Origin of the sequence: Micromonospora sp. NPDC050417, assembly GCF_044458865.1 — a bacterium.
In the GTDB taxonomy this organism is placed as follows: domain Bacteria; phylum Actinomycetota; class Actinomycetes; order Mycobacteriales; family Micromonosporaceae; genus Micromonospora_G.
Map to the genome: position 1 here is coordinate 81,930 of NZ_JBITIH010000003.1, position 13,761 is coordinate 95,690.

General features: G+C 69.4%; 14 protein-coding genes. 7 read left to right on the top strand and 7 right to left on the bottom strand.

All coding sequences use genetic code 11. The features are described from left to right. Positions 1 to 36 precede the first annotated feature (36 nt). The gene (gene groES, locus ACIBF5_RS05515; protein WP_121158486.1) at positions 37 to 351 is read right to left on the bottom strand and encodes a co-chaperone GroES; all 315 of its coding nucleotides are present in this window, start codon (positions 349 to 351) and stop codon (positions 37 to 39) included. Positions 352 to 694: 343 nt separating this feature from the next. On the opposite strand from groES, the gene ACIBF5_RS05520 reads away from it, so the two are divergent. The 7 genes from ACIBF5_RS05520 to ACIBF5_RS05550 all read left to right on the top strand — a co-directional run bounded on the left by ACIBF5_RS05520 (position 695) and on the right by ACIBF5_RS05550 (position 7,893). Then, positions 695 to 1,987 carry a methyltransferase domain-containing protein gene (locus ACIBF5_RS05520; RefSeq protein ID WP_396808427.1) on the top strand — a complete coding sequence of 431 codons (1,293 nt, stop codon included), beginning with the start codon at positions 695 to 697 and terminating at the stop codon, positions 1,985 to 1,987. A gap of 11 nt (positions 1,988 to 1,998) precedes the next feature. Next, positions 1,999 to 2,478 (top strand): Cys-tRNA(Pro) deacylase, encoded by a 480-nt coding sequence (ybaK, locus tag ACIBF5_RS05525; RefSeq protein WP_396808429.1) that lies wholly within the window; start codon positions 1,999 to 2,001, stop codon positions 2,476 to 2,478. A gap of 357 nt (positions 2,479 to 2,835) precedes the next feature. Beyond that, complete coding sequence (locus tag ACIBF5_RS05530; RefSeq protein WP_396808431.1) at positions 2,836 to 3,927, top strand: sugar ABC transporter substrate-binding protein; 1,092 nt, start codon at positions 2,836 to 2,838, stop codon at positions 3,925 to 3,927. Between the two features lie 286 nt (positions 3,928 to 4,213). Then, a complete protein-coding gene (locus ACIBF5_RS05535) occupies positions 4,214 to 5,029 on the top strand; it encodes an ATP-binding cassette domain-containing protein (RefSeq protein WP_396808433.1) in 816 nt (271 codons plus the stop codon). Then, positions 5,026 to 6,288 (top strand): sugar ABC transporter permease, encoded by a 1,263-nt coding sequence (locus ACIBF5_RS05540; RefSeq protein ID WP_396808435.1) that lies wholly within the window; start codon positions 5,026 to 5,028, stop codon positions 6,286 to 6,288. The genes ACIBF5_RS05535 and ACIBF5_RS05540 overlap by 4 nt, the downstream gene beginning before the upstream one ends. A 28-nt stretch (positions 6,289 to 6,316) precedes the next feature. After that, positions 6,317 to 7,501 carry an ROK family protein gene (locus tag ACIBF5_RS05545; protein WP_396808437.1) on the top strand — a complete coding sequence of 395 codons (1,185 nt, stop codon included), beginning with the start codon at positions 6,317 to 6,319 and terminating at the stop codon, positions 7,499 to 7,501. 65 nt (positions 7,502 to 7,566) lie between these two features. Beyond that, positions 7,567 to 7,893: a DUF1707 domain-containing protein gene (locus ACIBF5_RS05550; RefSeq protein ID WP_396808439.1), complete on the top strand. Its 327-nt coding sequence runs from the start codon at positions 7,567 to 7,569 to the stop codon at positions 7,891 to 7,893. On the opposite strand, the gene ACIBF5_RS05555 is transcribed toward ACIBF5_RS05550, so the two are convergent. The 6 genes from ACIBF5_RS05555 to ACIBF5_RS05580 all read right to left on the bottom strand — a co-directional run bounded on the left by ACIBF5_RS05555 (position 7,859) and on the right by ACIBF5_RS05580 (position 13,507). Further along, positions 7,859 to 8,434, bottom strand: coding sequence for a GNAT family N-acetyltransferase (locus tag ACIBF5_RS05555; protein ID WP_396808441.1), 576 nt, complete (start codon positions 8,432 to 8,434; stop codon positions 7,859 to 7,861). The two genes, ACIBF5_RS05550 and ACIBF5_RS05555, sit on opposite strands and share 35 nt — an antisense overlap. Continuing rightward, on the bottom strand, positions 8,431 to 9,018 hold the full coding sequence (locus tag ACIBF5_RS05560) for a helix-turn-helix domain-containing protein (RefSeq protein WP_396808443.1): 588 nt from the start codon (positions 9,016 to 9,018) through the stop codon (positions 8,431 to 8,433). The genes ACIBF5_RS05555 and ACIBF5_RS05560 overlap by 4 nt, the downstream gene beginning before the upstream one ends. A gap of 121 nt (positions 9,019 to 9,139) precedes the next feature. Beyond that, positions 9,140 to 10,498, bottom strand: coding sequence for a hypothetical protein (locus tag ACIBF5_RS05565; RefSeq protein WP_396808445.1), 1,359 nt, complete (start codon positions 10,496 to 10,498; stop codon positions 9,140 to 9,142). Continuing rightward, the gene (locus tag ACIBF5_RS05570; protein WP_396808447.1) at positions 10,485 to 11,030 is read right to left on the bottom strand and encodes a SigE family RNA polymerase sigma factor; all 546 of its coding nucleotides are present in this window, start codon (positions 11,028 to 11,030) and stop codon (positions 10,485 to 10,487) included. Before ACIBF5_RS05570 ends, ACIBF5_RS05565 begins: the two co-directional genes overlap by 14 nt. 105 nt (positions 11,031 to 11,135) lie before the next feature. Further along, a complete protein-coding gene (locus ACIBF5_RS05575) occupies positions 11,136 to 12,332 on the bottom strand; it encodes a cytochrome P450 (RefSeq protein WP_396808449.1) in 1,197 nt (398 codons plus the stop codon). Positions 12,333 to 12,502: 170 nt separating this feature from the next. Next, a complete protein-coding gene (locus ACIBF5_RS05580; RefSeq protein WP_396808451.1) occupies positions 12,503 to 13,507 on the bottom strand; it encodes a TerC family protein in 1,005 nt (334 codons plus the stop codon). Between the last annotated feature and the right edge of the window lie 254 nt (positions 13,508 to 13,761).

Sequence of the window (13,761 nt, forward strand, 5' to 3'; positions counted from 1 at the left end):
CGGTCCGGGGCAGTGATCACTGGATCGGTCAGATCACTACTTCTCGATGACCGCGAGGACGTCGCGGGCGGAGAGCACCAGGTACTCCTCGCCGGCGTACTTAACCTCGGTGCCGCCGTACTTCGAGTAGAGGACCGTGTCGCCGACCTTGACGTCAACCGGGATCCGGTTGCCCTTGTCGTCGATGCGGCCCGGGCCGACGGAGAGGACGGTGCCCTCCTGCGGCTTTTCCTTGGCGGTGTCGGGGATCACGATGCCCGACGCCGTGGTCGTCTCAGCCTCGTTCGCCTGGACCAGGATCCGGTCCTCGAGCGGCTTGATCGCAACCTTGGTCGCGGTAGTCACGGGCATACCCTCCTGGGGTACTGGTTTCTATGCTGACCAGCGGGCTGGTCAGCGTCAATCTGCCACATGCCACCGGGCGGTTCCGTCGTCGCGGGTGCCGGTCCGCCTGGCGTTTCAGCCGCCGGGCCGGAGCCCGGAAGCTGGCACCCTCGGTCCGAGAGTGCTAACGGCAGATTATGCCGGTGGCTAGCACTCCGTCAAGGAGAGTGCCAACATGGTCGCCCGCGTGTTCCACGAAACCCCTTACCAGGCCACCATCGCCAGGGCGATCAGGACACCACCCGCCCGCCTCGACGCGCGGGACGTGCGGTGCCTCACATCGAGACGTGTACTACCTCACAATGGCTCGATGGATGTCGACCAGCTCGCCGCGCTGCGTACTCCGGTCGGGGTATCCGCGCTCGCCTCGGCGGCCGAACTCGCCGGCGGCGATCCACTGGTCGCCGCCGCCGCGCTGCGTTCGGCGGGGATTCCCGGCACGCTGGCCGCCGCCGCCCTCACCCAGGCCGAACTGCGCCGCCGCGCCGCCGACAAGTTCGGTCCGGACGCCACCGGCATGTTCTTCACCCGCCCCGGGCTCGAACAGGCCACCAGGTCGGTGGTCGCCGGCCGGCGTGCGCGACGGCTGCGGGCCGCCGGGGTACGCACCCTGGCCGATCTCGGTTGCGGCCTCGGCGCCGACGCGCTCGCCGCCGCCCGGGCCGGCATCCGGGTGTACGGCGTCGAGGCCGACCCGACCACCGCCGCGCTCGCCGCCGCGAACGCCGAGGCCGCCGGCCTGGCCGACCGGTTCACCGTCGTCTGCGGCGATGCCGAACAGTTCGATCTGACCGGCGTGGACGCGGTCTTCTGCGACCCGGCCCGGCGTGCGACCGATGGCCGGCGGATCTTCGACCCGGCCGCCTACTCCCCACCGTGGGACTTTGTCGTCGGCCTGGCCGACCGGGTCGCCCGCACGGTGGTGAAGGTCGGGCCCGGCCTGGACCACCGGCTGATCCCGCCCGGTGCGGAGGCGGAATGGGTCAGCGTCGACCACGACCTGGTCGAGGCGACCCTCTGGTGCGGCGCACTCGCACAGGTCCCCCGCCGCGCCACCCTGCTTCGCGGTAAGGAAGGGCCCCCTGTTATCGCTTCCGGTAGTAGAAGGGTCCCTTACCAACCCACTGCCCGGGGGCGGGACGGCGACGGTGGGAGTCGGGACAGCGGCGACGCGGAGGTCGACCAGTTGACCGGGAGCGGCACGGTCGAGGCGCCGGTCGGCCCGGTACGGCGCTACGTCTACGACCCGGACGGCGCGGTCGTACGGGCCCACCTGGTCGCCGAGTTCGCCGCGACGGTCGGTGGCACGTTGGCCGATCCGACCATCGCGTACGTCTACGCCAACCAAGCCGTACCGACCCGGTTCGCCCGCTGTCTGGAGATCAGCGACGTGCTGCCGTTCTCACTCAAACGGCTGCGTACCCTGCTGCGCGAACGTGGGGTCGGACGGGTGGAGATCCTGAAACGGGGTTCGGCACTCGATCCCGAACGGCTCCGGCGGGATCTGCGGCTCTCCGGTGCCGAGCCGGCGAGCCTGGTACTGACCCGGGTGGCCGGCGCGCCGACCGTGCTGGTCTGCCGCCCGGCACCGTTGACCGGGTAGGGTTCGCGGCCGTGGCAGGTCAGGGGACGCCGGCGACGGCACTGCTGGTCAAGCAGAAGGTCGTGCACAGCACCCACCCGTACGACGTACCGGTGGACTCGCCGCGTTACGGCGCGGAGGTGGCCGCCGCGCTCGGTGTCGAGCCGGAGCGGGTCTTCAAGTCACTGGTGACCGAGGTCGACGGAGCGTTGACCGTGGCGGTCGTACCGGTCACCGGCGAACTGGACCTGAAGGCGCTGGCGGCGGCGGTCGGCGGCAAGCGGGCGGTGATGGCCGACCGGACTCTGGCCGAGCGGACCACCGGTTACGTCCGGGGCGGCATCAGTCCGCTGGGCCAACGGAAGCGGTTGCCCACCGTGGTCGATTCGTCGGCGGAGCAGCACTCCACTGTGTACGTCTCCGCCGGTCGCCGAGGTCTGCAACTCCAGCTCGCGCCGGCGGACCTGATCCGCCTGACCGCGGCGATCACCGCGCCGATCGCCGCCGGTTGACGTACGGTCCCAGGCCGCTGGCTTCCGGCCCGAGGTGCCCGAGGTCCGGTCCCTCCAATCGGCTCGGGAATCGGTCGGGCAGGTGCGTGGAGCAAACCGCAAATGGGGCGTACCGGCGGACCGTCGTCGCCATGACGCGCACGTATCCCCCACGTTGCTGAATTGTTATGGCGGGCAACAAAACTGATGGCCTCGGCACCCTTGTGCCTCGCTCCCAGGCGCAATACGTTGCCGGACACAACAAAGGTAAGTACAGCCACTCTGAACCTGCAGTGGCGGCGGACCGCACCTTCCCCACCCACCGCGCCACGCAACGAAGTCAAGCGGACCTAACCCACCCCCGAAAGGACCCGTGCAATGCGCAAAGGGATCCTCACCATCGCCGCCGTGGGCCTGCTCGCCACCGGCGCGCTGACCGCCTGCGGCGACAGCTCCGACGACGCCGGCAGCGGCGCCAAGACTCCCAAGATCGGCGTGATCCTGCCGGACAGCGCCTCCTCGGACCGCTGGGAGACCGCGGACCGCAAGTTCCTGGAAGAGGCATTCAAGGCCGCTGGCGTCGATTACGTCATCCAGAACGCACAGGGCGACAAGACCCAGTTCCAGACCATCGCCGACCAGATGATGACCGGCGGCGCCACCGCGCTGATGATCGTCAACCTGGACTCCGGCACCGGCAAGGCGGTCCTCGACAAGGCGAAGTCCCAGGGCGTCGCCACCATCGACTACGACCGGCTCACCCTCGGCGGCTCGGCCCAGTACTACGTCAGCTTCGACAACGTCGCGGTGGGCAAGCTGCAGGGCGAGGGCCTGGTCAAGTGCCTGACCGAGAAGGGCGCCAAGAACCCGGTGGTGGCCGAGCTCAACGGCTCGCCGACCGACAACAACGCCACCCTGTTCAAGAACGGCTACGACTCGGTGCTCCAGCCGAAGTACGACGCCAAGGAGTACACCAAGGGTCCGGACCAGTCCGTTCCGGGCTGGGACAACACCCAGGCGGGCACCATCTTCGAGCAGATGCTGACCTCCCAGGGCGGCAAGATCGACGGTGTGCTGGCCGCCAACGACGGTCTCGGCAACGCGGTCGTCTCCATCCTGAAGAAGAACAACCTCAACGGCAAGGTGCCGGTGACCGGCCAGGACGCGACCGTCCAGGGTCTGCAGAACATCCTCGCCGGCGACCAGTGCATGACCGTCTACAAGGCGATCAAGCAGGAGGCGCAGGCCGGTGCCGAGCTGGCGATCGCGTTGGCCAAGGGCGAGCGCAAGGACGTCGGCCAGACCGTCAAGGACCCGGAGGGTGGCCGTGAGGTCCCGTCCGTGCTGCTGACCCCGAAGGCCATCGACAAGTCCAACGTCAAGGACGTCATCGCCGACGGCTTCGTGACCAAGGAGCAGGTGTGCACCGCCGCGCTCGCCGCGGCCTGCACCGCAGCCGGCATCAGCTGACCTGGGGCTGAACCGGTCGGGTCCGGTGTGCCCGTCTGTCGACTCCTCGACGGACGGGCACACCGGCGCTCCCGATCGGTGACCACGGTGAGCCACGTCGCCCACCATGTCACCAACGGCACCCCACCAGGCATCCACAATCGACCGTGCACGGTGCCGCCGAGGCACAACCGTCCACGATCGGCCCGTGGAGCCCGAGATCGGACTCCCGCGACCGGAGCCCCGCGAACGGAACATCCCGCGAACGGCGACCCCGCGATCGGACACCCGTGTAAAGGAGACCACCGTGTCCGCGACACCCCTGTTGGAACTGCGTGGGATCGACAAGAACTTCGGTCCAGTGCAGGTCCTCCGCGACGTCGCCTTCGCCGCCCATCAGGGCGAGGTGACCGCACTGGTCGGCGACAACGGCGCCGGCAAGTCAACGCTCGTCAAGTGCATCAGCGGCATCTACCCCATCGACGGCGGGGATTTCCTCTTCGAGGGCAAGCCGGTGACCGTGGGCAGTCCACGGGACGCCGCCGCGCTCGGCATCGAGGTCGTCTACCAGGACCTCGCGCTCTGCGACAACCTCGACATCGTGCAGAACATGTTCCTCGGCCGGGAGAAGAAAGCCGGCCTGGTGCTCGACGAGGCGGGCATGGAGCAGATGGCCGCCGAAACCCTCGCCGGGCTCTCCGTACGGACCGTGAAGTCGCTGCGCCAACTGGTCGCCAGCCTCTCCGGCGGGCAACGCCAGACGGTCGCCATCGCCAAGGCCGTGCTCTGGAACAGCAAGCTGGTCATCCTGGACGAGCCGACCGCGGCACTCGGCGTGGCGCAGACCGCCCAGGTGCTCGAACTGGTCCGCCGCCTGGCCGACAACGGCCTCGCCGTCGTCCTCATCTCACACAACATGAACGACGTCTTCGCGGTCTCCGACAGGGTCGCCGCCCTCTACCTCGGCCGCATGGTGGCCCAGGTCAAGACGACCGACATCACCCACTCGCAGATCGTCGAGCTGATCACCGCCGGACGCAGCGGTGAACTCGGACTGCGCACCGAGAACGGCGACAACGGCGCCGGTCACCCGGAACTCATCACCCCTGGAGCCGAGCAATGAGCACCTCCACCACGAAAGCGGTGCGCAAGGAGCCGGTGCCCGTACCGACCCGCACGGTCGGGGAACACGTCCGTGACTACGTCGCTCGGGTCCGCGGTGGCGACATCGGCGCGCTGCCGGCCGTACTCGGGCTGGTCGTGCTCTGCGTCATCTTCTCGTCCCTGCGGAGCAGCTTCCTCTCGGCCGGCAACTTCGCGAACCTCTTCACCCAGGGCGCCGCGATCACGTTGATCGCGATGGGTCTCGTCTTCGTCCTCCTGCTCGGTGAGATCGACCTCTCCGCCGGTTTCGCCAGCGGTGTCTGCGCCGCCGTGCTCGCCGTGCTCACCACCCTGCACGGCTGGCCCTGGTACGCCTCGGTGCTCGCCTCGATCGGCACCGGGCTGGTGATCGGACTGGTGCTCGGCATCCTGGTCGCGAAGGTCGGCATCCCGTCCTTTGTGGTCACACTCGCCGCCTTCCTCGGGTTCCAGGGGCTGGTGCTGATCCTGATCAAGGGCGGCACCAACATCTCCGTCCGCGACGACGTGCTGGTGGCGATCGCCAACCGCAACCTGCCGCCGTGGCTCGGCTGGCTGCTCGCCGTCGTCGGTGTCGGCACCTACGCCGTGGTGCAACTGCGCCGCTACTACAGCCGCTCGGCGCGCGGCCTGGTCGCCGACCCGTTCCCGGTGGTGCTGTTCCGGATCGGCGCCCTGGCCGTGATCGTCGGCGTGATGGTCTACATCCTCAACCTTGAACGCAGCATCAACACCCTGATCTCGTCGCTGCGCGGCGTGCCGATCGTGGTGCCGATCATCGTGGTGCTGCTGGTCGTCTGGACCTTCGTCCTGCAGCGGACCGCGTACGGACGGCACGTCTACGCGGTCGGTGGCAACAGGGAGGCCGCGCGCCGGGCCGGCATCAACGTCGACCGGATCCGCATCTCGGTCTTCGTGATCTGCTCCGCGATGGCCTCCATCGGCGGCATCGTCGCGGTGAGCCGGGCCAACTCGGTCGACGCCAACACCGGCGGCAGCAATGTGCTGCTCTACGCCGTCGGCGCCGCCGTGATCGGCGGCACCAGCCTCTTCGGTGGCAAGGGCCGGGTGCTCGACGCGGTGCTCGGCGGTGCTGTCATCGCCGTGATCGACAATGGCATGGGACTGCTGAACGTCGACTCCGGCTCGAAGTACGTCTTCACCGGTGTGGTGCTGCTCGCTGCCGCCGGTGTGGACGCATTCAGCCGCCGCCGGGCCGCCGCCACTGGTAATCGATGACACCACGCGAAAGTGATGTGACACCCCGATGCGCGCCGCGCCGAGCCAGGAGGAAGTACGCCGTCAGAACCTCGGCGCACTGCTCCGCTACGTGCACGTCCACGGCGCGACCTCGCGGGCGGAACTCACCACCTCGCTGGGGCTCAACCGCAGCACGATCGGCGCGCTGACCGCCGAGTTGACCGCCGCCGGCCTGGTCAGCGAACGCGCCCCTCGGGAGACCGGCCGGGCCGGGCGACCATCCCTGGTCGTCCGGCCCGAGTCCGCCCGGGTCTATGCGTACGCGTGCAGCATCGAGGTGGACACGTTGCGGGCTGCCCGCGTCGGCCTCGGCGGGGTCGTGCTCGACCGGCGGGAGTTGGTCCGTACACCGGGTCTGCCCGCCGAGGAGTCGGTGCCGGTGCTGGCGGGTTTCGTCAAGGAGATGCACCAGACGGTGCCGGAGGGCTCGGTCTACGTCGGAGCGGGCGTGGCGGTCTGCGGCATGATGCGGGGCGACAACGGCGCGGTGCACGTACATCCGCCGCAGGGCTGGGTCGACGGGTCGCTCGCCCCGGCGCTCGCCACCGACCTGGACTCGAACCGGCCGGTGCTGGTGAACCGGGCGGCCGACGTGAGCGCACTGGCCGAGCACACCCGGGGCGCGGCGGCCGGCCTGGAGAACGTCATCTACCTGCACCACGACGTCGGGGTCGACGCCGGCATCATCGTCGGCGGCCGGCGGCTGACCGGACACGGCGGCTACGGCGGCGAGGTCGGCCACATGGTGGTGAACCGGGGCGGACATCTGTGCGGATGCGGTTCGCACGGCTGCTGGGAGACCGAGATCGGTGAGCACGCTCTGCTCCAGGCCGCTGGCCGGAACAGGGTAACCGCGCCGGGCGCGGCCCGAGCGGTGGTCGAGGCGGCGGCGTACGGGGACGCGACCGCGCAAACCGCGGTACGACAGGTCGGCGACTGGCTCGGCTTCGGTGTGGCGAACCTGGTCAACATCTTCAACCCGGACGTGGTGATCTTCGGCGGACCGCTGCGGGACATCTACCTCGCCGCGGCGACCCGGGTACGCAGCCGGATCAACGCGGTGGCCCTGCCCGCCATTCGCGACCACGTCCGGTTGCGTACACCGCAGTTGGGCGAGGACACGGTGTTGATCGGGGCGGCCGAACTCGCCTTCGGACAGTTGCTCGCCGACCCGCTCGACGCCGCAGCGTGAACGCCCCCGACTGATCGTTGTCCGCTGATCGCCCCGGGGCGGTTTTCTTGCGTACGCTGTCTCGCGTGGACGTGCAGATGCGGGCATCCGACGATGACCGGCAACGGGTGCTCGACGCCCTGCAACGGCACACCGCGGCAGGGCGGTTGGACCTGGACGAGTTCTCCGAGCGCGCCGCTGCCGTCTACGCCGCCCGTACGCTGGCCGATCTGGCCGCCGTCACCCATGACCTGCCCGCGACCCCGGCCCCGGCCTCGGACCCGACGACCGCTGCCGCCAGCCACGGCCGACGCGACCTGCTGCTCCTCTTCACCGTCGCGGTGGTGACGCTGGTCCTGCTCTTCGTCTTCATGGCGGTCACCCGGGGACCGGGGTGGGTGACAGCGCCTTGAACATGACCGTGGTGTCCTCCAGCGTCCCCTCGGTCGAGCGCGCGTATCCGGGGATCACGCCGGACACCTGGTAACCGACCGCCCGGTAGAGCCGCTCACCCGCGGACCCCCGGACCGTGTCGAGCAGCAGCAGGCTGCGACCGTGCCGTCGGGCCTCCGTGTCGATCGCGTCCATCAGCGCACGCCCGACCCCGCCCCGCCGCGCGTCCGGGTGCACCAGAACCTTGCACACCTCGGCTCGGTGGGCGCCGTTCGCGGGCGTCGCGAGCACCAACTGCGCGGTACCGACGACGCGTCCGTCGCGGCGGGCCACGAGCAGCACCCGCCCACCCGCGCCGAGCAGGTCGCGTACGTCCTGCCAGTAGCGGTGCGCCTCGGCTGGGGTGAACGGCGTCAGGAACCCCACGCTGGCGCCGCCTTCCACACAGGAACGCAGCACGTCGGCGAGTTCGGCCAGGTGCCGGTCGACTCCCACCGGGTCGAGCCGCTCGACCGACGTCGGGTGCTCCGGCACCACCCCGTACGTCGCCGCCCCGCTCACGGCAGCACCTGGACCAGTGCGTACCGGGCCGGCGCCGGTCCTGGGCAGTGGAACCGGGACGGGCCCCAGAGGCGGAACCGTAGGCAGTCGCCTGGGTCCAGGTCGTACACATCGTCGCGCACGGTGACCTGTAACCGGCCGTCGAGGAGCCAGAGGTGCTGTTCCAGGCCGGTCACCGAGGGGGCGTCGTACGCGATGTCGGCTCCCGGCGGCAGCACGGCCTCGACCAGCTCGGCCCGGAGACCGGCGTCGGGCGGTGACACCGAACGTCGTACGAAGCCGGTGGCGGGGTCGGTCCAGACCGTCTGGGCCCGCACCGGCACCATACCGATCGGGTCCGACTCCACCTCGCTGAGCAGCCGGGACAGGGTCCGCCGGTAGACCGTACAGAGCTTGCCGAGCAGCACGGCGGTGGGGCTGATCTCGGCCCGTTCGACCCGGGAGAGGGTCGAACGACTCACCCCGGAGCGTTTCGCCAACTCCTCCAACGACCAACCGTGCTCCGCGCGCAGCTCGGCCAGCCGTGACGCGAGCCGCGCGTCAACCGACCCGAGCACGGTTTCCGCCTCTTCGGTGTATCTCACATCCGGGAATCTATCCCAGGTGCGGGATGCCGGTGACATCGGCTACCGACGTAGGCCAGGTAAGGAGGGGCCCCTTGTTAACCCATAGCGTTAACAAGGGGCCCCTCCTTACCTGGCAACCTCAGGTGCAGGTCCAGCGGAACGCGGCGCTCGTCGACCGTCCCTTCGTACGGAGCACACTGCCGATCTGCCGGCCGTCGTCGCTGATCGTGACGCTGATCGGCTCCCCCTCGTTCCGGTCGAACTTCGCCGGGATCGGCAGCACCATGATCCGCTGGTCGAAAGCGACCGCCGGGGCCTGTCGTTCCCGCTCGTCCAGTACGTACCCGGCCGCCCAACCAGCACGGTTGACCGCGGTCATGTACTTCAGCGCCATCGGCCTGACCTCTCCGGTACGCAGGTCCCAGCGGGCGCCCACCGTAGGCTCGGCCGGGCTCTGGTACGACCCGACCACCCAGTCACCCCGGATGGAACGGGCCACGGTGTCGGGGCCGTGTCCGGACGGAGCCGCCAGTTCCCGTACCGACCCGTCCGGCGCCCAGATCAGGCCACGCATCGCGAGCGTCCCCGAGGCACCGGCCGGGGAACCCGAGAACGATCTGCCCGTGCCGATGACCGTGCCACTGTCGTCGACCGCCTGTACGTTCACGACCATCAGGCTCTCCGGGAGCGGCAACGACCGTACGGCGTCGGGCTGGTCACCCGGCCAGACCACCGGTTGGATCAGCTTCGTCCGACCCGTCGCGTCGGGCACCTCCGGGACGTTCGGTACGTCAGTGGTGGGACTGACCGGACCCTGCTTCGACTCCGGGCTCACCATGACCAGCGGCGCCGCGCCCCTGATCGTGCCGAGGACGTCGCCCCGCTCGTTGATGCCCACGACCGCGACCGGCGGCCCGGAGACGGTGGGAAGTTCGGCGAATCTGCTGTCCCGATAGGTCCACGCGCCCGCCTGACCGCCCAGCTTCTTGGGGAAGTAGCCGTCCCCGGCCACGTCCCCACGCGAGTTGACCGCCAGGTGGGTCGGATCGGTCACCGGTATGTCGAGCACCTGCAACCGACCGTCGTCCCAGCGCAGCACCGAGGTCCGCTGGTTGCCGCCGGTGGCGGTACCCACCAGGTAGCGACCGCTCGGGTCACCGCCGAGGACCTGACTGCTGAACGTGTCGGCCGGGACCGGAAGGGGGGCCGGCTGACAACTCGTCGGCGCGACGGGGTCCGGCTGCGCGGACGCCTGCGCGACGGGCTCGTCCGCCGGCGCCAGCCGTTCGCGGGTCGCCACGTCCACCAGCACCGGTACGACGGCGAGTGCGGCCACCGTCACCCCCACCGCCCCACCGAGGCCGATCAACCGGCGTGCTCGGGCCCGGCGGCGGCCGACCCGTACCAGGGCGGCGATGTTCACCCGGGATGGCGGCGGCGGTTCCTCGGCCAGGATCTCCAGCAGCCGACGGGCTGTGTCGTCGTCAGACTGGCGCAACTACCCGCTCCCCTTTCACACCGCGCGGTTGCCAGGCGGCGAGCGTCTCCGCGCCGAGTTGGCGTCGCAGCGCGGCCAACCCGTGCGAGGTCTGACTCTTGACCGTGCCCGGCGAGCAACCCAGCAGTTCGGCCACCTCGTCGACCGGCAGGTCGCAGAGGAAACGCAGGACGAGGACGGCTCGCTGCCGCTTCGGCACCCGACTCAACGCGGCTCGCAGCACGGCCCGATCCTCGATCGCCGGTTCGTCGGCCGAGATCCGTTCCGGCACCGAATCGGTCAGCTCGACCCGGGTCGACCAGACTAGCCGCCGTTCGCTGAGGAACGCACGCACCAGCATGGTCCGCACGTACGCGTCCGGGTACTCGACCGCGCGTACGCGACGCCACTGCACGTAGAGCGTGGTGAAGGTCTGCTGGACAAGATCATCTGCACGGTGGGCGTCGCCACAGAGCAGGTACGCGATCCGCTGCATCCGGGCCAGCCGGCTGGTGACGAATTCGACGTACTCCTGCTCCAGCTCTTCCTGCACGCCGCGATCCCTCCTGTGGACTCCGAGAGTCAAGGTGATCGGGATCCCGGTTGGTTGTGCCGCAGGGCCGCACAGCGGCACGGATCACATCGCGACGGCCCCGCCTCAGCCGGGAATCACCGGTAGTGCGGTCAGCCCACGCAGCAGCATGCCCGGCCGCCAGGCGATCTCCGCGACCGGCACCGCCAGCCGCATCTTCGGGAACCGGCGGGTCAGGGCGCGGAACGCGATCTGTCCCTCCAACCGGGCCAGTGGCGCGCCGAGGCAGTAGTGGATGCCGTGCCCGAAGGCCAGGTTCGGGGTCACCGGCCGGTCGAGGTCGAGCTGGTCCGCGTCGGCGAACCGGTCGCCGTCCCGGTTCGCCGACAGGAGCGAGACCAGCACGAAGGCGCCTTCCGGGATGACCTGCCCGCCGATCTCGGTCGGCGCCAGGGCGGTACGGAAGGTGCTGCTCTGCACCGGCCCCTCGTACCGCAGCAGTTCCTCGACGGCGTTCGGGATCAGCTCCGGCTCGGCCACCACCCGGGCCCACCGCTCCGGTTGCGCCAACAGCAGCAGGGTCCCGTTGCCGATGAGGTTGACCGTGGTCTCGTGCCCGGCGATGAGGAAGAGGTAGACCATCGAGATCAGCTCGTCGTCGGTGAGCCGGTCGTCGTTGTCACGCACCTCGATCAGGCCCGAGAGCAGGTCGTCGGCGGGGTGCTCGCGCTTCGCCGCCAGCAATTCCCGGATGTACGCGACGATCGCGACCAACGCGGGCGGCAGCCCGGCCGGGTTCACTCCGCCGGTGACGATCGCGTCGGACCAGCGCCGGAAGCTCGCCTGGTCCTCGCTCGGTACGCCGAGCAGTTCGCAGAGCACCTGGATCGGCAGCGGGAACGCGAAGCTGTCGATCAGGTCCAGCCGGTCGCCGCCCTCCATCTCGTCCAGCAGTCGTTCCGACAGTTCCTCGATGCGGGGCCGGAACGCGGCCACCCGTCGCGCGGTGAACGCCCCGGAGACCAGCCGACGGATCCGGGTGTGGTCGGGCGGGTTGATCGTGAGCATGTGTCGGCTGACGGCGCTCGCCACGTCCGGCGGCACCATGTCCCGGTAGCTGAATCCACCGGCCGAGGTGGTCTTGCCGAGCTTGGGGTCGGTCAACGCCCGCTGTGCGTCCTCGTAGCGGGTGACCAGCCACGCGGTGGCACCGGTGGGCAGTGCCATCTCCATCACCGGACGGTCCTGACGCAGGTTGGCGAGCACCTCGTGCAGGTCGGCCTTGGCGGATGCGAATGGGTTGACCGCAGCGCTCGTCGACATCTTCCACTCCCCGTCCGTGGTTCAGTTCCAACGACCGGGGTCAATCCTGGTCGCCGTCGCCCGCGTTGTCGAGCCACCGGTGGTGCCGTGCGCGGCGGGGGCCCGCCCGGACGGATGACCACCCGGACGGGCCCGACACGGCGTACGGTCTCCCGCTCGCCTTCCGACGGTCAGTGCGAGCCGACGTCGGCCAACTCCTTGCGGCGGTCCTTCGATGCTTTGAGCAGGCTCGCCACGGTGGCGATGATCAGCGAACCGAGGATGACGGTGAGGGAGAGCCAGATCGGGATGTGCGGTGCCCAGCCCACGTGCTCGCCGCCGTTGATGAACGGCAGGCTGTTGTCGGCGAGCGCCTCCAGCACCAGCTTGACCCCGATGAAGCCGAGGACGACCGCCAGCCCGACGTTCAGGTAGACCAGCCGGTCGAGCAGCCCGCCGAGCAGGAAGTAGAGCTGCCGCAGCCCCATCAGGGCGAAGACGTTGGCGGTGAAGACCAGGTACGGCTCCTTGGTCACGCCGAAGATCGCCGGAATGGAGTCGAGCGCGAAGATCAGGTCGGTCGTGCCGATCGCGATCAGTACGAGCAGCATCGGGGTGAAGAGCCGGCGACCGGTCTCGCTCATCACGGTCAGCTTGGTGCCGTTGAACGAGTTCGACAGCGGCAGGTGCCGCTGACTCCACCGGACCAGCGCGTTCTCCTTGACGTCCGCCGCGTCCATCTCCCCCTGCCTGAGGAAGCTGATCGCGGTGTAGACCAGGAAGGCGCCGAAGATGTAGAAGACCCAGGAGAACTGCGAGACCAGCGCCGAGCCGGCGGCGATGAACCCGCCTCGCATGACCAGGGCGAGCACGATGCCGATCAGCAGTACGGTCTGCTGGTACTGCCGGGGTACGGCGAACCGTCCCATGATCACGACAAACACGAAGAGGTTGTCGATCGAGAGGCTGTACTCGGTCAACCAGCCGATGTAGAACTCACCGGCGAACCTCCCGCCCGAGGTGGCCCAGACCCCCAACCCGAACAGCAGGGCGAGTACGACGTAGAAGCCGACCCAGAGGCTCGACTCCCGAATGCTCGGCTCGTGTGGCCGCCGACCAATGATCAACAGGTCGAGCAGGAGCACACCGACCAGCACGACGAGCGTGATGATCCAGGTCAGGGCGGAAACGTCCATCTAAATCCTCCGGCAGACACGGGACATCACCGGCTGACCCGACCCGATTCTGGGGCAGGAACGGTTGGTGATGTCGACTCTGGTGACTGTCGGAGGTCTTTTCCGCCACCGAGCCGCGGGAGCTTAGCCCCATGGGGTGACCGATGGCGCCGGGTTTCGGCCCGACTGGGTCGGACGTCCGCCGTGCTGACGACACCATCGTCGGGGAATACTCCCCTCCTTGCCATCCATTGTTGCCCATCAGCCGCCCCCGG

Excerpts from the sequence above, each read along its gene's own strand:
- groES (WP_121158486.1), bottom strand. The coding sequence starts at position 351 with ATGCCCGTGACTACCGCGACCAAGGTTGCGATCAAGCCGCTCGAGGAC.
- ACIBF5_RS05520 (WP_396808427.1), top strand. The coding sequence starts at position 695 with ATGGATGTCGACCAGCTCGCCGCGCTGCGTACTCCGGTCGGGGTATCC.
- ACIBF5_RS05530 (WP_396808431.1), top strand. The coding sequence starts at position 2,836 with ATGCGCAAAGGGATCCTCACCATCGCCGCCGTGGGCCTGCTCGCCACC.
- ACIBF5_RS05540 (WP_396808435.1), top strand. The coding sequence starts at position 5,026 with ATGAGCACCTCCACCACGAAAGCGGTGCGCAAGGAGCCGGTGCCCGTA.
- ACIBF5_RS05545 (WP_396808437.1), top strand. The coding sequence starts at position 6,317 with ATGCGCGCCGCGCCGAGCCAGGAGGAAGTACGCCGTCAGAACCTCGGC.
- ACIBF5_RS05575 (WP_396808449.1), bottom strand. The coding sequence starts at position 12,332 with ATGTCGACGAGCGCTGCGGTCAACCCATTCGCATCCGCCAAGGCCGAC.
- ACIBF5_RS05580 (WP_396808451.1), bottom strand. The coding sequence starts at position 13,507 with ATGGACGTTTCCGCCCTGACCTGGATCATCACGCTCGTCGTGCTGGTC.